The sequence below is a fragment of the Planctomyces sp. SH-PL14 genome (assembly GCF_001610835.1).
Classification (GTDB): domain Bacteria; phylum Planctomycetota; class Planctomycetia; order Planctomycetales; family Planctomycetaceae; genus Planctomyces_A.
Genome location: NZ_CP011270.1, coordinates 1,433,660 through 1,456,019, shown reverse-complemented (window position 1 = coordinate 1,456,019; position 22,360 = coordinate 1,433,660). Strand labels below are relative to the sequence as shown.

General features: G+C 61.3%; 16 protein-coding genes. 10 read left to right on the top strand and 6 right to left on the bottom strand.

The features are described from left to right. The first annotated feature begins 86 nt into the window (after positions 1 to 86). From VT03_RS34090 to VT03_RS05740, 5 genes are all read left to right on the top strand, one after another. Entirely contained in the window at positions 87 to 5,153 is a 5,067-nt protein-coding gene (locus tag VT03_RS34090) for a PAS domain S-box protein (protein ID WP_075092110.1), read from the top strand. Between the two features lie 446 nt (positions 5,154 to 5,599). Continuing rightward, positions 5,600 to 5,803: a hypothetical protein gene (locus VT03_RS05755; RefSeq protein WP_075092109.1), complete on the top strand. Its 204-nt coding sequence runs from the start codon at positions 5,600 to 5,602 to the stop codon at positions 5,801 to 5,803. Between the two features lie 103 nt (positions 5,804 to 5,906). After that, positions 5,907 to 6,599: a response regulator gene (locus VT03_RS05750; RefSeq protein ID WP_075096948.1), complete on the top strand. Its 693-nt coding sequence runs from the start codon at positions 5,907 to 5,909 to the stop codon at positions 6,597 to 6,599. 382 nt (positions 6,600 to 6,981) lie between these two features. Continuing rightward, positions 6,982 to 7,971: a DUF1559 domain-containing protein gene (locus VT03_RS05745; RefSeq protein WP_075092108.1), complete on the top strand. Its 990-nt coding sequence runs from the start codon at positions 6,982 to 6,984 to the stop codon at positions 7,969 to 7,971. A 214-nt stretch (positions 7,972 to 8,185) separates the two neighbouring features. Further along, the gene (locus VT03_RS05740; RefSeq protein WP_156514313.1) at positions 8,186 to 8,536 is read left to right on the top strand and encodes a carboxypeptidase-like regulatory domain-containing protein; all 351 of its coding nucleotides are present in this window, start codon (positions 8,186 to 8,188) and stop codon (positions 8,534 to 8,536) included. A gap of 50 nt (positions 8,537 to 8,586) precedes the next feature. Here VT03_RS05740 and VT03_RS05735 read toward each other — a convergent pair whose 3' ends face one another. After that, positions 8,587 to 9,399 (bottom strand): IS5 family transposase, encoded by an 813-nt coding sequence (locus VT03_RS05735; RefSeq protein ID WP_075092106.1) that lies wholly within the window; start codon positions 9,397 to 9,399, stop codon positions 8,587 to 8,589. Positions 9,400 to 9,729: 330 nt separating this feature from the next. After that, complete coding sequence (locus VT03_RS05730; RefSeq protein ID WP_075092105.1) at positions 9,730 to 10,515, bottom strand: SOS response-associated peptidase; 786 nt, start codon at positions 10,513 to 10,515, stop codon at positions 9,730 to 9,732. Positions 10,516 to 11,161: 646 nt separating this feature from the next. On the opposite strand from VT03_RS05730, the gene VT03_RS05720 reads away from it, so the two are divergent. From VT03_RS05720 to VT03_RS05700, 5 genes are all read left to right on the top strand, one after another. Next, positions 11,162 to 12,727 (top strand): Y-family DNA polymerase, encoded by a 1,566-nt coding sequence (locus VT03_RS05720; RefSeq protein ID WP_082845969.1) that lies wholly within the window; start codon positions 11,162 to 11,164, stop codon positions 12,725 to 12,727. After that, entirely contained in the window at positions 12,711 to 15,887 is a 3,177-nt protein-coding gene (locus VT03_RS05715; RefSeq protein WP_231870605.1) for an error-prone DNA polymerase, read from the top strand. Before VT03_RS05720 ends, VT03_RS05715 begins: the two co-directional genes overlap by 17 nt. A 34-nt stretch (positions 15,888 to 15,921) precedes the next feature. Beyond that, positions 15,922 to 17,649 (top strand): exodeoxyribonuclease VII large subunit, encoded by a 1,728-nt coding sequence (xseA, locus tag VT03_RS05710; protein WP_075092101.1) that lies wholly within the window; start codon positions 15,922 to 15,924, stop codon positions 17,647 to 17,649. Continuing rightward, positions 17,642 to 17,857, top strand: a complete 216-nt coding sequence (locus tag VT03_RS05705; RefSeq protein WP_075092100.1) for an exodeoxyribonuclease VII small subunit — start codon at positions 17,642 to 17,644, stop codon at positions 17,855 to 17,857. Before xseA ends, VT03_RS05705 begins: the two co-directional genes overlap by 8 nt. Before the next feature lie 108 nt (positions 17,858 to 17,965). Continuing rightward, entirely contained in the window at positions 17,966 to 18,355 is a 390-nt protein-coding gene (locus VT03_RS05700; protein ID WP_075092099.1) for a hypothetical protein, read from the top strand. Positions 18,356 to 18,475: 120 nt separating this feature from the next. Here VT03_RS05700 and VT03_RS05695 read toward each other — a convergent pair whose 3' ends face one another. The 4 genes from VT03_RS05695 to VT03_RS33210 all read right to left on the bottom strand — a co-directional run bounded on the left by VT03_RS05695 (position 18,476) and on the right by VT03_RS33210 (position 22,284). Next, positions 18,476 to 19,072, bottom strand: a complete 597-nt coding sequence (locus VT03_RS05695; protein WP_075092098.1) for a DUF4339 domain-containing protein — start codon at positions 19,070 to 19,072, stop codon at positions 18,476 to 18,478. Beyond that, positions 19,056 to 19,826, bottom strand: coding sequence for a hypothetical protein (locus tag VT03_RS05690; RefSeq protein WP_156514312.1), 771 nt, complete (start codon positions 19,824 to 19,826; stop codon positions 19,056 to 19,058). The genes VT03_RS05695 and VT03_RS05690 overlap by 17 nt, the downstream gene beginning before the upstream one ends. Beyond that, complete coding sequence (locus VT03_RS05685) at positions 19,807 to 20,598, bottom strand: hypothetical protein (RefSeq protein ID WP_075092096.1); 792 nt, start codon at positions 20,596 to 20,598, stop codon at positions 19,807 to 19,809. Before VT03_RS05685 ends, VT03_RS05690 begins: the two co-directional genes overlap by 20 nt. Before the next feature lie 522 nt (positions 20,599 to 21,120). Next, positions 21,121 to 22,284 carry an AAA family ATPase gene (locus VT03_RS33210; RefSeq protein ID WP_197489208.1) on the bottom strand — a complete coding sequence of 388 codons (1,164 nt, stop codon included), beginning with the start codon at positions 22,282 to 22,284 and terminating at the stop codon, positions 21,121 to 21,123. Positions 22,285 to 22,360 lie beyond the last annotated feature (76 nt).

The following is a 22,360-nucleotide window of genomic DNA, read 5'->3' as shown; positions in this document are numbered from 1 at the left end:
GATTAGGGTAAAATCGGCGGTTGCGCTCACAGGAGGAAAGCCGCCTGGAGTCAGATCGATGGAAGTGAGCACACGAGAATCGCCTTATGTCTCAGCCGCAGCTAGAGAATCCCAGGGATGCTGAGAGCTCTCTCCTGCGCCTGCTGGTCGAAAACGTCACAGATTACGCCATTTTCGTGCTGGACCCGAACGGCCGCGTTGCAACCTGGAATCCGGGGGCTGAACGGATCAAAGGGTACAAGGCAGATGAAATCATTGGTCAGCATTTCTCGAAGTTCTACCCGCAAGATGTGATTGACAGGGGCTGGCCTGAGCAAGAACTCAGGGTGGCGACTGCCGAAGGACGATTCGAAGACGAGGGCTGGCGACTGCGCAAGGATGGCTCTCAGTTTTGGGCCAACGTCGTGATCACCACGCTGAAGAGCGAGCAAGGAAAGCTCATCGGCTTCTCGAAGATCACCCGAGACCTGACGGCCCGTAAGCAAGCTGAGGAGAATGCGCGTCGGTTGGCTGAAGAAACCGCGGCCCGCGAGGTGACGCAGCAGGAAAGAGAGCGTCTGCGTGTCACCTTGGCAAGCATCGGCGATGCCGTCATCAGCACCGACGCCCAAGGCCGGGTCGAGTTCTTGAACACAGTCGCCGAGGAGCTTGTGGGGTGGAAGTCGGAAGAAGCAACTGGGACGGCGCTCGAGGACGTATTCCGCATTGTCAACGAGAATACGCGTGAGCCTGTGGAGAACCCAGCACTGCGGGCGCTGCGGGACGGCAAGATCGTCGGACTCGCGAACCACACCGTTCTCATCTCAAGAAACGGAACGGAATACCCCATTGACGACAGCGCTGCTCCAATTCGAGACAGCGAGGGACGCATCTTCGGCAGTGTGCTGGTCTTCCGGGAAATCGGAGAGCGGCGACGGAAGGAGCGGGAATTGCAGGCGAGCGAGGCCCGCAAGAGTGCTGTCCTGGAGACGGCTCTTGATGCCATCATCACAATGAACCACCAGGGTCAGGTGGTCGAGTTCAATCCTGCTGCGGAAAAGTTGTTCGGATATCGTCGAGAGGAAATCGTCGGGCAAGAGCTAGCGGCGTTTATCGTCCCGCCCTCGCTTCGTGAGCAGTACCGACAGGGGATGGCCCGTTACCTCGCCACTGGCAAGGGGCGGGTCGTCGGTAAGCGGCTGGAACTTCCGGCCTTGCGAGCGGACGGTACGGAGTTCCCTGTCGAGATGGCGATTAATCACATCTCGAACGATGGTTCGCCGCTCTTTACGGCGTATCTTCGAGACATCAGCGAGCGGCAGCGGGGCGAGCGGCAGCGCAACGCCCGACTCGCCGTAACGCAAGCGCTTACGGCATCGACGACGGCGGCAGAAGGGTCCGCGGGCGTCTTGAAAGCTGTGGGCGAACACCTTAATTGGGACGTGGGATTGCTGTGGGCCGTCACGGAGAACGGCTCGGCCCTGGCATGCCGTTCGAGTTGGCATCATCCGGACGTGCCGGTAACAAAGTTCGAGCGGGACAGTTGCAGTCGCACGTTCCGTAAGGGTGAGGGCCTGCCCGGTCGAGTCTGGGCGACAGGAAAGCCCGCTTGGATCCTCGACGTGGCGACCGACACCAACTTCCCCAGGATTGCGCCGGCGGCTGAAGAAGGGCTTCACAGCGCCTTCGCCTGTCCCGTCATGGTTGAGGACCGGCTTCTGGCGGTGATCGAGTTCTTCACCCGTCGTACCGAGCCGGCCGATGCCAGTCTTCTGGAAATGATGGGGACAGTGGCTGGAGCCGTGGGACAATTCCTGGAGCGACGTAGGGTTGAGGAGGGACTTTGGGAACAGACGGCTAACGCCGAGACGCTGCTGCGGATCGGCAGACTGCTGTCGCAAGAACTCGATCTACAGCGGCTGGTGCAGATCGTCACCGACGAAAGCACGCAGCTTTGCGGAGCGCAATTCGGAGCTTTCTTCTACAACGTCGTCGGTGAGCAGGGTGAGGCGTACACGCTCTACACCATTTCAGGCGTCCCTCGTGAGGCGTTCGACCGCTTTCCAATGCCCCGAAATACGGCGATTTTCTCGGCGACCTTTCGAGGCGAAGGCGTCGTCCGACTTTCGGACGTCACGCAAGACGACCGCTACGGCAAATCGGCCCCGCACTACGGAATGCCGGAAGGTCACTTGCCAGTAAAGAGCTATCTCGCTGTGCCTGTGGTCTCCCGCACGGGCGAAGTCTTAGGCGGATTGTTCTTCGGTCACGCCGACGCGGGTGTGTTTACGATTCAACACGAGCGCCTCTTGGTCGGGATTGCCGGACATGCAGCCATCGCCATAGACAATGCACGCCTCCACCAGCGGACCCAGGCGGCTGCGGAGCGACTGAATCTCGCTCTGAACGCTGCCGACCTAGGGGACTGGAGTTGGGACGCCGCCAGCGACGTGGTGACCTTCTCCGATCGAGCAGCAGAAGTATTCGGCATCCCGCCCGGCCCGCACATGACTTGGGCCGAGATGCAACGATTGCTCCACGAGGACGACCGGGTGCGGGCGAGGCGGGAAGTTGAGCGGGTGATCGTCGAGCGGGCGCAATACGACATCGAGTATCGGGTGAACAGGAAGGACGGCTCGCAGGTTTGGATCGGCGTGTTGGGGCGGGCGATTTACGATGCTGCCGATCAGGTCGTCGGCATGCACGGAGTGGTGCAGGATGTGACCGACCGCAAACGTCTTGAGGAGTCATTCCGCACAAGTGAAGCGAGGTTCCGGGGGCTGATGGAACAGGCCCCTTTTAGCGTCCAAGTCTTCTCGCCGGATGGACGCACGATCCGGGTGAACCGGGCCTGGGAAGAACTGTGGGGCGTCACCCTCGAGCAGATCGATGGCTACAACGTTCTCGAAGACTGGCAGCTTGAGGCCAAGGGCGTGCTGCCGTTCATCCAAAGAGCGTTCGCCGGTGAGCCATCGTTTATCCCGGCCGTCAAGTACGACCCTAACGAGACGATTCCGAATCAAACTCGCCACGAAGACCCAGTGCGATGGGTCGCCGCCGTCGCCTACCCTCTCAAGGACGACTCAGGGGCGATCCAGGAAGTGGTACTGGTCCATGACAACATCACGGCCCGCAGGGAGGCTGAGACAGCGCTGCGAGAGAGCGAGGAGCGGCTTCGGCTGGCACTGGAAGCCGGTCGCATGGGAGTGTGGGATTGGAACGTCCGCACCGGAGAGCTGCAGTGGTCCGACAGCCTGGAGCCGCTGCACGGCCTGGCCCCCGGCACATTCGGAGGCACGTTCGAGCATTTCCAGCAGCTTGTCCATCCTGACGACCGGGAAGCGGTTCAGTTAGCTATCCGGCAGGCCCTTGAGAATGGCGGCGAGTTCTACACTGAGTTCCGCAACCTGCGGCAAAACGGTGCGGTCCACTGGATCGCCGGGTCGGGGAAGGTGTTTTATGGGGATGATGGGCAGCCCCTTCGCATGATCGGTATCGGGCTGGATGTGACGCCACGGAAACGGTCGGAGAAGACCGCCCGGTTCCTCGCCGACGCCAGCGCTGCACTCGCCGTGCTGGTGGACTTCGACAGCACGCTTCAAAAGCTGGCATCATTGGCAGTGCCGCACTTTGCCGACTGGGTCGCCGTGGATGTGCTGGAGGAAACCGGGAGCTTGCGGCGGGTCGCAGTGGCCCATGTCGAAACCGCAAAGGTGCAACTGGCTCACGAGATTCACGGCCGATTCTCGCCCGATCCTTCGGCTCCCGGCGGCGTCTGGAGCATCCTCCGGACCAGCCGGGCAGAGATCGTCCCTGTCATTACCGACGATATGCTCGTGGCATCCATCAAGGACGACGAATTGCTCCGCATCATGCGGGAGCTCGGGCTGAAGTCATATATCGGCGTGCCGCTGACCGTAAGGGGCAAGACGCTCGGCGTGCTGACATTCATCGTCGCCGAGTCCGACCACATTTACGACGAAACGGACCTTGCGGTGGCAAAGGATCTGGCCGACCGCGCGGCCATCGCCATCGAGAACACGCAACTGTACCGGGAGCTGCGGGACGCCGACCGTCGAAAAGACGAGTTCCTGGCGATGCTGGCCCACGAACTGCGTAATCCGCTGGCCCCGATTCGCAACGGTCTGCAAGTGCTGCGGCTGGCCGGAGGGGACGGCGGGATGGTGGAGGAGGCCCGCACGATGATGGAGCGGCAACTCACCCACATGGTCCGCCTTGTGGACGATCTCCTCGACGTGAGCCGGATCACTCGCAACAAGCTGGAGCTTCGCAAAGAGCGGGTGTCCCTGGCCGCAGTCATCCACAGCGCCGTCGAGACGAGCCGCCCGCTGATTGAGCAGTCCGGCCACACTTTTTCCGTGATGCTGACGCCAGTCCCCGTGCACCTCGACGCTGACCCAGTACGGCTGGCCCAAGTATTCTCAAACCTTTTGAATAACGCTGCCAAGTACACCGAGCCCCGCGGCAGGATCACACTTACGGCGGAAACGAATGGGACCGATGCCATCGTCCGAATATCGGACAACGGTCTGGGAATTCCGGCTGAGGCTCAGCCCCGCATCTTTGAGATGTTCTCGCAAGTCGACCGAAACATGGAGCGGGCGCAGGGCGGGCTGGGAATCGGGCTGACGCTCGTGCGACGGCTGACCGAAATGCATGGCGGCACGGTCGGGGTGAAGAGCGAGGGGCCGGGCTCGGGGAGCGAATTCACGGTTCGCATTCCGGTGCTGAGCGAGAATCCGGAAGGTTCAACGCATCGGGGGGGCAGCGCCGGAATGGTCGCGGAGTCTAGGCGGCGGATCCTCGTCGTGGATGATAACAGGGACGCTGCCGAAAGCCTGGGCATGATGCTCAGACTCATGGGTCACGAAATCCGCACCGCCGGCGACGGTCCCGCCGCTATCGAAGCCGCCGAAATATATCGCCCCGAGATGATCCTCATGGACATCGGCCTCCCAAAACTGAACGGTTACGAAGCCTGCCGCCGCATCCGCGATCAAGCATGGTCGCATGGGATGGTGATCGTGGCGTTGACCGGCTGGGGCCAAGAGGAGGATCGTCGCCGCTCGCAGGAGGCGGGCTTTGATCATCATCTCGTAAAGCCGGTGGATATGAACGATCTCTCCACAACCCTCAACCAACTTAAGCGATGAGTCGAGGCGGTGATTAGATCGCCACGTCGCCCGGAAAGCGCCCCGTGACTCTCAGCAGATTGCCTTCACGTAGAAGATGTGGTAATCCCGTTGCCCTTCGCGTGGGCAGAAGTCCCTCGTCAGAGCGCTGACGGCCGGATCCAAGACTGTTTCTGGGGGTGCCGCGACACGCCGTTTGCTTCAGTCCCGTCTGGGGTGTGCCCGCAACCACTGACGCTCCCACTCGGCCAGGATTTCTCCCTTAGCCGGGTGTCTTGCGCACCAGCCCGACCGGGGATGGTCGAGAGGAGAGTGAAGGCCGAACCGCCTCACGCTCTGTTCCCGTCCCCGGGCGTTGTTCTTCGCACGTTGACCAACGATTCTTCAAGCCGACAATCTGATGGTGAGGCTCAGTAGGGGTAACGAAAGAGGGGGACGGCATGCTTTCAGGGCGGAGATACGCACGGTTGGTTGGCTGGTGCGCTCTCCTGAGCGCGGTCTACATGGGAAGTTTCATCGTGATCGGTGTGCTCTATCAGAAGGGGCTTATCCCCGAGGGGCTCTCGCTGCCTTTCCGCGTGCTGTACGCCCCTTTCCGTTGGCTAGCTCAGAACGTTCCGATCGCGCAGGACATGTTCGCTTGGCTCTTCCACGTTCTTGGCGGGAAGTAGGTCAATTGGTAGCGTAATTTCGTCACCTGCCGCCCCGTTGCAGGAGACTAACCCGAACCAGACGAGGAGCGTCTACCACTCGCTTCATTTGTGGTCCATGCCCATGATTTCGAACTCTTCTTCCCTTCCGGACGTTCTTCCACCGAAACGCATTGTGATCATCGAAGACCATGAGGTGCTACGGCTTGGCATCGCTCACGTAATCCGTAATCGGCCAGGGTGGGAACTCTGTGGTGAGGCATCCAACGCCATCGATGGGCTCCGAGTGGTCCAGGACACTCTTCCTCATCTGGCAGTTCTCGACCTCCGGCTCGGCTTCACTGATGGTTTGGATCTGATCAAGAACATCCGTGAAGTGGCACCTGCCTGCCGAATGCTCGTCTTGTCTTCTTTGGATGAGGACATCTTTGCCGAGCGGTCCTTGCGGGCCGGAGCTCATGGGTTCCTCAGCAAGGTAGAGCCAGTGCCGACGTTGATAGCGGCGATTGAAAAGGTCCTCGACGGGAAACTCTACCTCAGCCCTCGCGCAACGGACCGTGTTCTAATGAGTCAAGCCGGCGCCAATGTGGACGAACGCTCACCCCTCGAACGCCTCTCGGACCGAGAGATGGACGTTTACCAGCGGCTGGGGCAGGGAATGGGAACGAAGCAGATCGCGCAGGAACTGCACCTGAGCCCGAAGACGGTCGAATACCATCGATTCAACATCAAGAAGAAGCTACGTCTAGACACGGCCGCCGCCCTCGTGCGACATGCCACAGCCCACGTCTTGGGCAAAGAGAACGACGCTCGATAGGCATCGGTCCAGACGGGGGCCGCTACTGCGAAGACCGATTTTGTCATCGAGGACCATGAGACATTGGCCAGAGGAGTGTTGTTGCGGTCCCCGGGGCTCTCTCTACGTGCCGTTCCAACTTTGCCGTCAATTCGGTTGAACAGGTTCCGGCGCGTGGCCGGCACCTTCCACCGGGTTTTCCTGGCGGGGCGTTTCTGCGGGCACTTGAAACAAAACGCTTGAACGGGATTTCCTTCCATCTGCAGGATACGAGGTCGGCAATGGTCCTGCCGCGCTCTCTGCTTTCACGCCCATTCTGCCATCAGTTGACACTGATGGATCGGCGCGAGACGATCAAGCTCCTTTCTGCCGGACACTTCGTCCTCTCGTTCTGGAGGTTCGCATGCGGGCTTGTGCTTTCGGCTCTCGCGGGTTCACGCTCATTGAGCTACTCGTCGTCATCGCCATCATCGCTGTCCTAGTCGCCATCTTGCTTCCGGCAGTCCAGCAGGCCCGTGAGGCCGCTCGCAAATCTCAATGTCTCAACAATTTGAAACAGATGGGGGTTGCTCTACACAACTACCACGAGACACACGGAATTTTTCCGTTTTCGGTGGCTCACCCTGGAGCCTGCACTGCGACGTTCATTCCTCCCTTCGCGAAGAACACGCGGGGGTGGACGATGCTTCTGCCGTACGTCGATCAGCAGACGCTTTACAACAAGTACGACCACGACGCGCCGGCCTCGAATTACACAAGATCCGGTGGGGGGCCACTTGTCGGGACATGCGTCCCGCGAAACGAGGAGGTCGTTTCCACTTCAATCCCAACGTTCCTGTGCCCCTCAGACTTCGGCGATCGCTTCTTCCGCTCGACTACCGATACCAACTACTCCATCACTCCAACCGGCGCGACGGCCGGTCGCTTTGGAGCGAAGGCCAGCTACGAGTTCAGCACACATGCTTGGTCGAGTACGTGCACCAATTACGAGGCTGTCGCCAGCACCGACAAGCGAATGTTCGGCGTCAACAGTGCTGCTCGTATCCGGGACGTCCCCGATGGAATGAGCAATTCGGTCGCCATCAGTGAAACGACCCTAGACATCCGGGACGGTATCACTGGAACGTGGGGCTATTCGAAGTGGGTCGGAATGGGTGTCGACTTCGCGAGAGGTGTTCCAATCAATGATTGGAACTGCTGCGCTTGGGCGTTGCCGATTACTCAGCAACCCCCAAAGCTCGGCACATGGAGCGCTCCCGGCAGCGTGCATGCAGGAGGCGCGACCGTTCTCCTCGGGGATGGTGCAGCTCGGTTCGTGACAGATTCGCTTGACCTAGTGATCCGTCAACGTCTCTCGCGCGTCTCGGACGGCCTGCCTCCCGGAGAATTCTGAACACCCTTGCCGCTACACGGGTGTTCCCGTGTGACATCCAGGTCTCGCTTATCAGAAGCGGGCGTACCGTTCGGGCCGCGCTACGTCCGCTCCATCTCTCATCGCCACACACATTTTTCAGGCTGCCAAAATGCCTCGCTCGTTCGCTGTTCTACTCGTAGTCTGCCTGCTGGGTTGCGGCGGTGGCTCAAAGCCACCGTCAACACTCGTTCCCGTGTCCGGAAAGATCGTGATGGACGGGAAACCGCTCACGTCGGCTGCGGTGACCTACGTCGCCGACGGTCAGAAAGGAGGGCTAGGGGCGGTAGGGTTTACCGACGACCAAGGAAAGTATGAATTGAAATGGCGTGGGCAAGAGACGGGGGTTCAACCCGGCAAATACAAGGTGATCATCTCTCGGATGGGGATGAAAGATGGGTCGCCGGTTCCTCCAGACAAATCAGCGGCCGACGTTGGCGCCGTTGAAATGATGCCTCGGAGGTACAACGACTTCGACGTTTCGGAGCTCTACGTCGACGTGCCTGCGGGCGGGACGACGAAGGATTTTGAGCTCAAGTCGAAATAGCTCAATGAAGCGGTCCCGACCGAATTACCAGGGGTTTTCCCTAGAGCCTGTTATGCACTATCGGCGACGAGATTCATCATTCTGCGGAGTATGAGAGTGGCGAAGGCCAGCCAGTGCCAGCTGGCCAGCGTGGAGTCGAGACGTTCGTAGTCCCGGGCCAGACGTCGGAAGCGGGCCAGCCACCCGAAGGTTCGATCCACTATCCATCGCCGAGGCAGTAGAACGAAGCCTTTCTTGGCCTCGGTGTGCTTCACCACCTCCAGGTCGATTCCCTTCGCGCGAGCCGCCTCGGCTGGGGCCTCCCCCGTGTAACCCTGGTCGACATAGGCCAGCGTCACGGTTCGCCCCGTTGCCTGCTGGACCTGTTCTGCCAGCTCGGCCACCTGAGCCCGCTCCTGCTCGCTGGCGGGTGTCACCGTCAGAGCCAGGAGATGACCGAGCGGATCCACAGCGGCGTGGACCTTGGAGCCGTTCCGCCGCTTGTGTCCGTCGTACCCCGCTCGCGATCCGCTCTCCGGCGTCGACTGGATCGTTCGGGCGTCGAGGATGACCGCCGAGGGACTCGCCTTCCGATCTCCCGCCAGACGCAGCAGTTCCCGGACATCATGGACGATGGCCTCGAAAACGCCGGCAGCCACCCATCTTCTGGCCTGCTGATAGACGACCTGCCAGGGAGGGAAGTCTCCGGGGAGATATCGCCACTGACCGCCGGTCTTGACCAACCAGCGGAGGGCGTCGAAGACGTCCCGCAGGGAATGCTCCCTTTGAGGGGCGTCCTCCCGCATGAGAGTGAGATAGGGAACGACGAACTCCCACTCTTCGTCGCTGACATCGCTGGGATAGACCTTCCGTGGCTTTTCCATCGACGCAAACTAGCGCCAGGCCATGACAAAACTCCACAACAGGCTCTAGTTCGTCTTGTGGAGCCAGGCGCCGCGTTCGTTTCGCGTTCGACGGCCGGTATCAACAACGGCCGAGAGCGAAGGGGTGGTGGGTAGGTTGGCCCCAGCCTACCGTCCCTTCGTCGCCGCAACTTTTCATGTGCTAGGCGATCTGGTGAGATGCGAGCGATCCAGTAAGCGCTCTCGATCGACGTCGATGCCGCTGCTGGGCCTGACCATTTTGCCTACCTCGCCCGTCGCGCCCGCCGCCGGCTCTATGGCGACTTCCTGCTCTGCAGCGTCGGATCATTCTTAATCCGTGTCCTTGGCCGGAGCGGCTTTCTTCCTGGGGACCTGCGTCTTCGTCTCCTTGGGCGGCGGAGGCAGTTCGGATCCAGACGGTCCCTTCTCGATACACGCCGGCCCTTGGTGCTCCTTGTCACACTTATTCACGAATCCCGTGGTCACGTAGTAGTCGAGCCATTCATCCGGGCAGGGCCGCAACAGCTGGTCCGCCGCCGCGTTCTCCGGATCCAGCCAGGCGTCGATGTCCTTCCGATCGAGAATGCAGAGCATGCGGTCGTGTGGGATCGACTTGAGAACGCCGTTTGGCTCGCAGGTGTTCATGGTGAAGGTCGGCAGCACGGCCTCCGTGCCGTCCGGTGCTTTGTGCTTCCAGTCCCACCAGAGTCCAGCGATCAGCATCGGCTCCCCGTCCTGTCGGAAGATGTACCGGGCCGGCGTGCCCGGGCCCCAGGTTGGCTTCGGCCACTCGTAGACGCCCGGGACGGGAATGATCAAACGGTTGCCGCGACTCCAGGCCGTCTTGAAGGAGGGCTTCTCCTTCATGGTCTCGGAACGGACGTTGTGCGTCGCCGGTGCATCCTTGGGATCACGACACCAGTGGGGAACTAGACCCCACCGCCGAACGTCCGCAACACGCTCACCGTCGCGCTGCCGGATCGTGATGATCTGCGGCTCCTTCGTGTTGATGGCGTTGTTGTGATGAGCTGGAAACGAGGGGATTCGATCACTGGCAATGTCGAACCACTCCTGGATGTTGCCAGGCGTAACGAATTGATTGATCCGCGTGCACATTCTTCCGCCCTCCGACTTCAGTCTCCGAAAACACCCTTGACGCCGCCAGCCCGTCGAAAGTAAACATTTGAACACTTCCCGTGGAGCAGCACCATGACCCGGCCGGAGATCGAAGCGCTTCGCAAACAGCTGAAGAAGATCGCGGCTCCGGTCGCCGTCGATGCTGACCCGCTGAAGGCTCCGCCACCCGGATCGCTTGTGGAATGGAACAGCTGCGAAGGAAGCGGAGCGGCCACGGTCAGCTTGTCAGTTGTCCGAGACGTCTTGGCGTCGCGGCCGGGTGTCTGGGCGGTTGTGGACGCCAGCGGAGAGTTCGTCCCGGCGGCGGCTTGGGGATGGGGGATCCCGCTCGAGCGCACGGTGGTGATTCGACCGCGGAGTGACGAGGACGTCGCCTGGGCCGTCGAGCACTGCTTGCGATCGCCGGCGGTCGCCGTGACCTGGTGCCAGGTCGGTCGCCACGCGGACCGTTGGCTCCGGCGATGGAAGCGAGCCGCCGAGATCGGCGGCGGCTTAGGAGTGCTGTTCCGTTCGGAGCAGTCGAGCACTGGAACCGGCGTCGACCAACGGTGGTGCAGTCGAGGAGGCCAGCAGGATCTGGCAGGTCGGACAGTTGAGGTGGGATTGGATTACTGCCGCGGATTCCATGAGGGAACGTTCCACGTGCAGGTGTGTGATGCAGAGGGTTCTCTCACTTTGGTTCCCCAATTGGCCCATACAGCGACTGTTGAACGAGCGGCCGGAGCTTGAGAGGTCGGCCGTTCTGCTCTTTGGCGAGCGACGGCAGCGACTGGTCGTAATCGCCTGCTCGCTAGGTCTCAATCGCTACGGAGTCCACGCGGGACTGCCGCTGGCTGAGGCAAAGGCACTGCTTGGAGCAGGCGATGGCCGAAGGCTGAAGGTCGTTTCCCTTGAGCACGACGCCGAGGGCGACCTCGCCCGGCTGAAGAGCCTGGCTCAGTTCCTGCAGGTCTTCAGCCCGCTCGTGGGATTGATGCCGGTCGAGCCACCGGATGGCCTCCTGCTCGACATCTCCGGTTGCGTGCATCTGTACGGCGGGGAGGAAGCCCTTTGTCGAGCTGTATTGAAGGAGCTCTCGGAGCGGCGGCTATCAGCGGTGGCGTGCATTGCCGAGACGCTGGGAACGGCTTGGGCCGTCTCGCGGTATGGCTCCGGCCGGCACACGATCGTTCCGACGGGACGGGCGGCCGTGGGCCTCGGCCCTCTTCATCCTGCGGCGCTGCGACTGCCTCCAGCCTGTCTCGACAAGTTGGCCGCCCTGGAGGTCAACACGATCACCCGGTTGCGATCCCTGCCGCGGGAGTCGCTGCCGTCTCGGTTCGGTCCGGAGCTCCTTCGGCGGCTCGATCAGGCCCTGGGGTGTGTGTCGGAGTCATTCACGACGGAACGGCTCGCGGAACCCGTTTCCGCAACCTGGGCGAGCGAAGAGGCTCTCAATGGCCTGACCTACCTCGAGAATCTGTGGGAGAAGCTTCTAAGCGAGGTCCTGGCAAAGCTGGCTCAACAGCGGCTCGGTATCCGCGAGCTGGAGATCCTGCACGTCACTGAGAACAAGCGGCAGGTCCGGTTGGAGCTGCGACTGCACCGACCGGCGTTTGAGACCCGCTACCTGCTCGACCTTCTCGACCTCCAGCGGGAGCGGCACCCGATTCCGGAAGGCGTCGTTTTGGTCCGCGTTCTCGTGACCGCCCCCGGTCGAACGTACCCTCGTCAGATCACGCTCTTCGATGAGCCGGAGGACCGAGCCCAGCGTCTGCTGGCGCCGTGGTTGGACCGGCTCATCAGCCGTCTCGGAAGCGAAGCGGTGGGACGGCCGGTTCTGGTCTCGGATCCGCAACCAGAGCTCTCCTACGAACTCCGTTCGATCGAGGACTGCCCGTTAGACCTTCGGATCGGTCCGGCCGACTCAGGCCTACCAGAACGGGGAGCTGCCCGGTGCCGTCCTCTCCGCTTGCTCGCGCGTCCGGAACGCCTCCGACAGAAAGCCGATGGAACGCGCCGCCTGCTCTGGAAAGGGCAGGAGCTCGGGATCACGAACGCGTCGTCCGCCGAACGGATTGAGACGGGCTGGCAGCGAACGGAGGACGTCCAGCGGGACTACTACCGCGTCAGCACGGACCGCGGGCAGTTTCTGTGGATCTTCCGGTGTCTGACCACGGGCGACTGGTTCGTCCATGGCCTCTTTGATTGAGCATGCCATGCCGATGCCGCCTCCCGAGAAGCAACAGGCTGACGCTCCCGTTGTCCCAGCGGTAGCCGGCAGGGTTGTGCCCTATGCGGAACTCTGCTGCCAGACGAACTACTCGTTCCTGACAGGGGCATCGCATCCGGACGAGCTGGTGAACCGGGCCGTGGAACTCGGCCTCGCGGCGTTGGCCGTGACTGACGATCACAGTGTGGCGGGTGTCGTGCGGGCTCACGTCGCAGCCAAAGCGACCGGTCTCAAACTGCTGGTCGGTGCTGAGATTCAGCCGGTGGGACATTCCCGCGTCACGCTGCTGGCCATGAATCGGCGAGGCTACGGGAACCTGTGCCGCCTGCTCACCCGCGGGCGAACCTCGGCTCCAAAGGGTCAGTGCCTGCTTCGGTGGGAGGATGTCGCCGAGTATTCGGACGGGCTCTTGGCCGGCGTCCTGCTCGACCCCGGAAAGTCGGTGAATCACGCGGACGAACTCTGCAAATGGCGGGACCTGTTCGGCGATCGGGCCTATGCCTTGGGAGCTCTGCACCGCGGCCCCCATGACGCATGGATTCTCGCCCGCATGCAGCAGATGTCGGCGGACGCCCGTGTCCCGCTCGTCGCCGCGAACCGGGTTCTGTACCACCACCGGCAGCGCCGCTACCTGCAGGACGTACTGACAGGGATTCGCCTCGGCAGGCCGGTCACGGATCTTGGAGACGATCGCCAGCCGAATGCCGAGCGGGCCCTGAAGGCCGGTCGGCAGATGTGGGAGATCTGGTCGGGGTGCCCTGACGCTGTCGCCCGGACTGTGGAGATCGCCGACCGCTGCTCATTTTCACTCGACGAACTGCGGTACGACTATCCGGAGGAGCTCTGCCCGGCCGGTGATACACCGCTGTCGTTCCTGTCCCGGCTGGCCTGGGAAGGGGCTCAGGGCCGCTATCCGGCGGGAGTGCCGGACAAGGTGCACCACCAGATCGAACACGAACTCTCCCTGATCGAGGAACTGCATTACGAGGCCTACTTCCTGACGGTCTGGGACCTCGTCCACTTCGCCCGCGGGAGAGGGATACTCTGCCAAGGTCGAGGCAGCGCGGCCAACTCGGCAGTGTGCTACTGCCTCGGCGTCACCTCGGTCGATCCAGACCGCATCGACGTGCTCTTTGAGCGGTTCATCAGCAAGGAGCGTTCGGAAGCCCCGGACATCGACATCGACTTTGAGCACCAGCGGCGGGAAGAGGTCCTGCAGTACATCTACGAGAAGTACGGCCGGGAACGGGCCGGCATGACGGCCGAGGTGATCACGTACCGGCCTCGCTCGGCTGTTCGCGACGTGGGCAAGGCATTGGGATTGTCGCTCGACCGCGTCGATACGCTGGCCAAATCGGTCGATCACGTCGACACGCCCGAGGAGCTCACTCGTCGGTTCCGCGAGGCGGGAGTGAACCCAACGACGCGAACCATCCGGCAACTGATTCACCTCGTTCGCGAGATGATGGGCTTTCCGCGGCATCTGAGTCAGCACGTCGGCGGGATGGTGCTGACGAACAGCCCGCTGTGCGAGCTCGTCCCTATTGAGAACGCGGCGATGGAGGGCCGGACCGTCATCCAGTGGGACAAGAACGACCTCGACGCCCTGGGAATCCTGAAAGTCGACTGCCTGGCCCTGGGGATGCTCTCCGCGATCCGCCGAGGCTTCGACTTAATCCACAAGCACGCTGGACAGTCCCTCAGCCTGGCGACCATCCCCGCCGAGGATCCGAGCGTGTACGGCATGATCCAGAAGGCGGACACCGTGGGCGTGTTCCAGATCGAGAGCCGGGCCCAGATGTCGATGCTGCCGCGGCTCAAACCCAAGTGCTTCTACGATCTCGTCATTGAAGTGGCGATCGTTCGCCCGGGGCCGATCCAGGGTGACATGGTCCATCCCTACCTGAAGCGGCGGACCGGGCAGGAGGAGATCACCTATCCCAGCAAGGAAGTCGAGTCCGTTCTGAGCCGAACGCTCGGTGTTCCGCTGTTTCAGGAGCAGGCGATGAAGCTGGCGGTCGTCGCCGCCGGCTTCACTCCGGGCGAGGCGGACCAGCTGCGACGGGCGATGGGTGCCTGGCGCAAGACCGGCATCATCGAGAAGTTCAAGATCCAGATGCGGGACGGCATGCTGGCGAACGGCTACTCCGCCGAGTTCGCCGAGCAGTTGTACCGGCAGATCGAAGGGTTCGGTTCTTACGGATTCCCAGAGTCCCACGCAGCGTCGTTCGCGCTGCTCGTCTACGCCAGCGCGTGGATCAAGTGTTACCACCCGGCGGTGTTCCTGGCGGCCCTGCTCAACAGCCAGCCGATGGGATTCTACGAGCCCTCACAGCTCGTCCGGGATGCCCGTCAGCACGGCGTCGAGGTTCTACCTGTTGACGTTCAGTGCAGCGACTGGGACTGCACTCTGGAGTGGACGGAGGCGGGGGCGCTGGCCGTGCGTCTGGGGATCCGCATGGTCTTTGGGATGTCCGAGTCCCATGGAGGGGCGATCCCGGAGCGTCGGGCGGAAGGGGCCTTCGCGTCGTACCGCGACTTCGTGACGCGGACGCGGCTGCCGGCGAACGCCCTTTCGGCCCTGGCTCGAGCGGATGCGTTTCGATCGCTGACCGACTCCCGGCGCGGTGCTGTGTGGGAATCGATGCAGAGTCGTCAGCGGGCACCGCTGTTTGACCACTTGGAAGACTTCGAGGCGAAGGCCGCACTGCCGGAAATGAGCGATCACGAAGAGATGGTCGCCGACTACAAGACGACCGGCCTCTCGCTGAATGCCCACCCGCTTTCGTTCCTGAGGCCCCAGCTTCAGCGGCGTCGCATTGTGACAACCGCCGCTTTGGCCAAGCTCGAGCCCGATCGGAGGTATACCGTCGCCGGCATCGTCATCCTGCGTCAGCGGCCCGGGACGGCGAAGGGGATCACCTTCATGACACTGGAGGATGAAACGGGAGTCGCCAACCTCATCGTTCGGATCGAGGTGTGGGAGCGATTCCACCGAGTCGCCCGCCACGCCACGGGGATGATCGTCTCAGGGCGGCTTCAGAATCATGCCGATGTCATCCACCTGCTCGTTGACCGGATGGAAGACCTCACACCGATGATGTCCGGCGTGGATCCAAAGGCCAGGGACTTTCGATAGATGCCGCCCGGTCCTATAACCAGCGGCAGTCGCCATGTCCGAGCCAGAATCCACTCCGCCGCGCATCTTCCGGCTGCAAGACGTCACAAAGCGTCTTCGGGAAGTGCTGTTGCCGGTGACGACAAAACAGTTCTGGCTACGTGCGCAACTCGTCCCCGAAAAGACGCGATCCTCCGGGGGCCATTATTTCGGTCAGTTGGTCGAGAAGGATGACAAGGGACGGGACGTCGCCAAGATCCGCGTCATGATCTGGAAGAACGATGTCGAGCGAATCGAAGACACTCTGCGGGCCCGCGGCGAGGAGCATCTGCAGATCCTTCGAAAGGGCGGCGACGTCTGTGCCTCCTGCTCGGTTCGTTTCCACCCGATCTTTGGGCTCTCACTGACGATTTGGGACCTCGACCCTGACCTCGGCGAATCACAGATTGAGCGTGCCCGCCGTTTGATCCTGGAGGGCCTCCAAAAGGACGGGTTGCTGGATCGGAACAAAGAACGCAGCGTTCCAGTAGCGCCTCTCAAGGTCGGCCTCATCACGGCCACCGACTCCGCAGCCTACGCCGACTTCCTACGAACACTCACAACTTCGGGCTTCGCATTCCAAATCGTTCACGTGGCCGCGGCAGTACAAGGTGCAGCGACGGTTCGTTCTGTAGTCGCCGCGATCAATCGGCTGGAGAAAGAGCCTCTCGACCTCATCTGCATCATTCGCGGTGGCGGTTCTCCCCTGGATCTGGTTTGGTTCGACAACGAAGAGATTGCCCGCGCCGTTGTGAATTGCCGAGTGCCGATCTGGGTCGGCATTGGCCACGAGATCGATTTTGGTGTGCTGGATCACATCGCCCACACCAGCCACAAGACGCCGACGGCCGTGGCCGAGGCGCTGGTCGCTCAGCTCCGCGACGTCCACAACAGGCTGATGTCGGCCAGGGAGCGGCTGGAAGACTCGCTGAACCGGGCGGTCGATCTTGCTGAGCGGCGACTCGCCCAATCGGAGAACGGTTTCCGGCAGGGAACGCGAAAACACCTGCTCATCCAGACGGAACGATTCGAGCGATACCTCAGCCGCCTTGAGACCGAACTCGCACAACAGGCTGAGAAGTACGGACGCCGTTTCCAAGAGGCGGTGACCCGTCTGGCGGAGCGGACGCGCGCCATCGTTGAGGAGCATGCGGTACGCCTGATTTCGGTAGGACAAGCAATCTTGCGGTCGACGGACCATCGGCAGCAGAGGGCAGCGGAGAAGCTCGGTCGGTCGCTCACCGGGTTACAACAGGGCGGCCGAAAACACCTTTCGCTGTCGGACGGTCGACTGCGGCACGCACTGGAGCGGCTTCGTGGGGTTGCCGATCGACAGGTGGGACGCCGCGCCACGGCATTGGCATCGCGACAGGTCCAGATTGTGGCCAAGGCCACTGCTGCAATCGCCACGGCCAGTCAAGCGGTGGCTTGGAGAGGACGGGTTCTCCATCAGACTGAGGCAGCCGTATCTCGAATCGAAACTGAGTTGCGGCGCCGGGCCTTGAGGATCCGGCTGGAGACGTACGAGGCTCGTCACTCGACGGCCGAAGCTCGGCTCTCTGAGAAGCAGAAGCGGCTCGACGCACTCTCCCCAGAGCGGCTGCTGGAGAGAGGGTATAGCGTCAGTCGAGCAGCTGACGGTCGGCTCATTCGGAGCGTTGCAGACGTCCAGGTTGGCGAAATCATTTACACGCAGGTCCAGGACGGGATCGTCCAGAGCAGAGTTGAGGAATCGCATGACTGACGAGATGACCTACGAAGACAAAGAGAAGCGACTCGATGAGATCCTCGACCGCCTCGACAAGTCAGAGACCCCAATGGATCAGCTTGCTGCCGAAGCGAAGGAGGCCTCTGGCTTGATCATGAGCATGCAGGCGACACTTCGGGCTACGAAGGCCGAGCTGACGAAGGTCTTTGCTGAGATGGATGCCCAGAACGAAGCGCAGACATGAGAGGATTTGAGACAGTCTCAGGTTTTCTAGGTGCGTCTGGTTTGACCTTGCCATTCGGTCGGATTAGGGTCCGGCCACGTTTCCGGAAGCACATCTACAGGCGAAAGCATGGCCAAAAAGGCAACGACCGAAACTGAAATCGAAGGTTACGCGAAGGAACCCCAGGGAGCGGGATGGAAGCGGTGCCCGCAGTGCGAAGGCTTCGTCAAAGGGCCAGTGACGAAGGAGTGCCCCGCATGCCACCACAAGTTCGAGTTCAAGTTCCGTACAGTTCGCCGGCCGCTTCCGGACATCGCCGACCGTGAACAACAGATGGAGCAGCAAGTCATGCTGCTTGCTCTCAAGATGGGCGGGCTTCCCGCCGTCTCGAAGGCCGTTCAGAAGCTGCAGGCGGATCCGCTCATCGCGTTCACGATCCGTTGCGGCGGTGTCGAGAACACCCTGCGGATCGTGGGGGCGATCGAGGGAAAGCTGAGCAGCTTCGAGCCGGGGACGTAACAAGCTAGTCGCGGCGATCCTGTCGCCAGTGAGATGCCCTCGATCTCCAATGGCTAAAAAAGAGAAGGTGCTGGCCCGATGGCCAGCACCTTCTTTCATGACAAGCAAGGAAGATACGGATTACTGTTGAATCACATTTGGATGCGGGCCCTTGAATAATGATTCAGTTAGACGAAGCGCACAGGAACGTGGTTCATTCAACCGCCGGAAGGCCAGTGCAGTGGCAATCAGCAGAATCAGGCTGGAAGCCACTGCCAGATAGCTCCAACAACTCATCATTGTGACAATCGGGATGAACGATGGCTGCCAACGCAAAGCGACCATGAGTGCCACCTGGCTCAGTATCAACATCGGCAGCAGAACAACGATCAGAGGCCAAGACAGCAACGATTCAGCCGCTTCCACCGTTGGAAGGAGGCACCATCCCAAAGCGCCGAAAAGACCGGCAATTGCCCAGACGCAGTAAGCGATGTGATTTGACTCGCGACGCGAATTGTCGGGGAACGCAGAGGGTATCCATTTCTGTATACCCTCGCCATCCGCCCGCGAGGTCCACAAGTCGGACAACTGGTCCGCTGATTGCCACGACTCGCCCCCGGCGGCACGTAGTCGGTCGGTTCGAGCGAGCGTCCCTTCGGCTGCCAACTGCCGAATCTCGTTCAGCTCCAATACGCCCTGAGGCACGCCGCCGATCTCAACTTCATACTCGGACGTCATTGTTTTGAGCCTCCTTCGAAGAGTGAGCCAGTGGGAGCGGCAACGAGCGTTCACGTTCATGCCAGAGAATCGCGAGTCCGACGCCCTCAAACAGGAAGCACACGATGGATAGGATCTGAGACAGGTGAAGGAACTGATTTGCTCGCGCATTAAAGTGAACGACATCTGCCAGTACCTGTCCGTCCGGTGCGGCCCATTCCGCTCCCCTGGTCAAAAGCTGAATCCCAAGCAGGAGAATCCACCGGGCAGCGACGATGGCTGTCGCGGCAACGACGCCTAGACGCTTGCGACGCAGCAAAAGCATTCCGATGTAAACTCCGATGAACGCAATAAGCCAATTGAGATCACGAGACACCACAATGATGCGGGCCATGAAACGCGCGAATCGAGTCCCTTCAACCCAGGATTCCGGAGCTACGAACTGGTAAAGCATTCCGAGCAGGGTAGCCGCGGGGATGATCGCTACGAGATAGGCTCCGAACAGGATGGGCCACAACCCGTGCAGACTCCCCGGTGGAGGAGCGAACAGGGTGTCGATCATATCGGGATCTTCATCAGGATGAGGATTCCAGAAGGGAGATTGCCGCAACGGGACCCAAGTCTTCAGATCATCGCTGACCATCAGGTCCGCAAAGCGGGGACGATCCTGCAAAACGCCACGAAACACTTGATCGCGGCGATAGGGACCGATCGGGTGCCCGCGCTGGCAGAGCCAGACAAGGCCGGAATAGTTTCTATCTGTACTGACTGTCACCTTGGGCTCCTCTCAGCAAGCAGGGCGGGAGAGTCAATTGGTACGATTCCTCGAGTTCCTTCCGCAGAGTTTCAGACTCCTCGACCAGGTCTTTGAATCGAGAACGCAAGTCACTCGCGGTCTGTTGTTGCTTCATCATCGAATCCATCTCGTGCTGCCCAATTCCATTAAGGAGAGTGGTGAGAAATTGCTCCGGGTTGAAAGTGGCATTCGCCTGCGTCTCCACATCACGGAACCAAGTCTTCAGCTTCTTCTTGAATTCCGTCGCTTCGCCTGGAGAGACGGCGAACTCCCCCGGATGCTGATCGGGTAGCGCTTCAGGAAACGAGAGGAACTCGGACGGGGACACATTCTTCGAGAGCAAACGGAGCAGGACGAACTGGATCTCGCTCCAGTGCAACCGTTTGTCCTCGCGCAACGCGGTAGACCTGTCCAACAGGTTCCACTCTGCCGCCAGACTTGGTGAGACATACCGGATGATCCTGGTCGTTGTGACCCAAGTTCCACCTGGCAGCAGCGGCAGGCCGATCACAGCAATGGCGGTCAGCGCAAGGCCCAACGCGCGCCACTGTTGACGCTGCAGCGCCTCAAGTGGCTCCCTCAGAACGGGCAGATGAAGTGCGGGAAACCAGTGATATTGGTCCCGGCTGAGCGAGTTGGCGACGGAGAACTTCTTCTCGCCGATGAGCCGGAGGAGATGGCCGGTCGACACGGGGCCGATGACCTTTCCCTGCTCCACGTAGTACCAGATCGCGTCGCCTTCAACGGGCATGACGTTCTCCCGTTGGCAAGGGCGACTTCAGCACTAACGGGCGCGTTACCCCCTGTGAAGTCCGTCCAGACAAAGATCGTCGACGGCCCGACTTGCGAAGGTCCCAATGCGCCGTGACATGAGCTGCGGGCCAGATTGCAGCTCGGAAGCGTAGCCCGTCCAAACAGAAGAACATCCGAATCACCCCGCGGGAAAAAATCAGGAGCGCCGAACCACGGCCGCTCCCGCAACCCCCGCCAAGGGGCCAGACGAAACAGCACATGGCCGACGCCCCCTTGCGGGGGCGCGGTCCAAGTACTGCAATCGTCTGCAAAGAGCCTTGCGGCTCAGTTTGGCGGTATTTGCGGGAAGCAGTGCTTGACGCTCGCGCGTCATCCGGGTTGGCGAGGTGGAACTACTGCCCACCTCGAGAAAATCAACAAACGGCTCCAGAGAGAACAGAAACGACGTTGCCCCTCATCGAAGGGCAACGTCGTACTGTACCGACCCCCAGAGGCAGGTTCCACCGGAACAAAACCGCCGTCAGTTCAGCGATGGATCACTCCACCGACGCGGGATCACGGGCTCACAGGCTCGATAGAGCTCTCCGCTGTCAGCTTTGAGAGCTCGGCCAGACGCGGCAAGCCGCAGCCGATTCAAGGGCTCCCTGCTCAACTCTGAATATGGAGTGATCCGGTTCACACTCTCGCTGATGGTCAGGCCCAGCTGTGACGCCGTGCGGCAGCAGTGGTAGATCTCCGAGGCGGTCCACTCCTGAAACGTTGGACGCGGCAGCACCTCTGGCAAGCCGAAGTCCATCCTTCCCCGTTGCCAGACCTGCTCACGCTGCGACGCCTCCGGTAAATCGACGAAGTAGGCGGCATCTAGGAACTCTCGTTGCCAGAACTCCTTGGGAACGTGTCCTGCGTTCTCGGCTGTTGCCGCGACGTAAACGCCCGGCTTGGAGCACTGAAGCCATTCCAAGAAAACCGCCCACAAGCGGGCAGCAAGCGGGGCATTCCAGAATCCCATCTCGGTCAGTCCCCGATCGCCCGTGTCACATGCTAGGACCACGGGACTCAGCGCTTCCACAACCGATAGCGTCTTTCGGAGCTCGTGCTCAAGATCCTGAGCGACCAGGCCCAGGAATCCGTCCCAGCGGATCCTAACGACGGGCCGCCCGACCGTGTTGCCGAGCGCCTGGCAGAAAGACCTCTTGCCCGAACCCGGAGGCCCGAGGACCAACAGACCCCGCCGCGCGGGTGATCGCCCCGGCTGGGTTCCGATGAGCGCGTGGTGCTTCAGATGGCTCATCCCGACGAGGCTCTCGATCGCAACCGTCTGGCGAACAAACCGGACGAGGGAGTTCTGCTCAACATGCCAGGCCTTGTACGACCAGATGCCGGCGATCCGTTCGACGGGAGTCATCGAATGGGTCAGTGCCAGAGCGTGGCGGGCTTCGGAACGCGTCAGTCCTGCCAGTCCATGTGCGACCATCTCACGTTCGATCGATCCTACCATCGATCCGTGAAGACCAAGGAGTTCGTTCCGCTTCGGGAGATCGTGGCTCACGAGATTGAAGGCATGACGGAGCTCATCAGGAACATGGGGATCCGGTGCGAGCACCACAATCGTGAGTCGATGCGCTGCTCCGAACTCCACCGCCCGCCGAAGAGCCGCTCGGATGCGGGTATCGTCGAGATACATATGAATGTGCCGCAGGACGAGCACTGTGTGACAGAATTGAGAGACGAATGACGGGAGCATCTCCAATAGCTGTTCC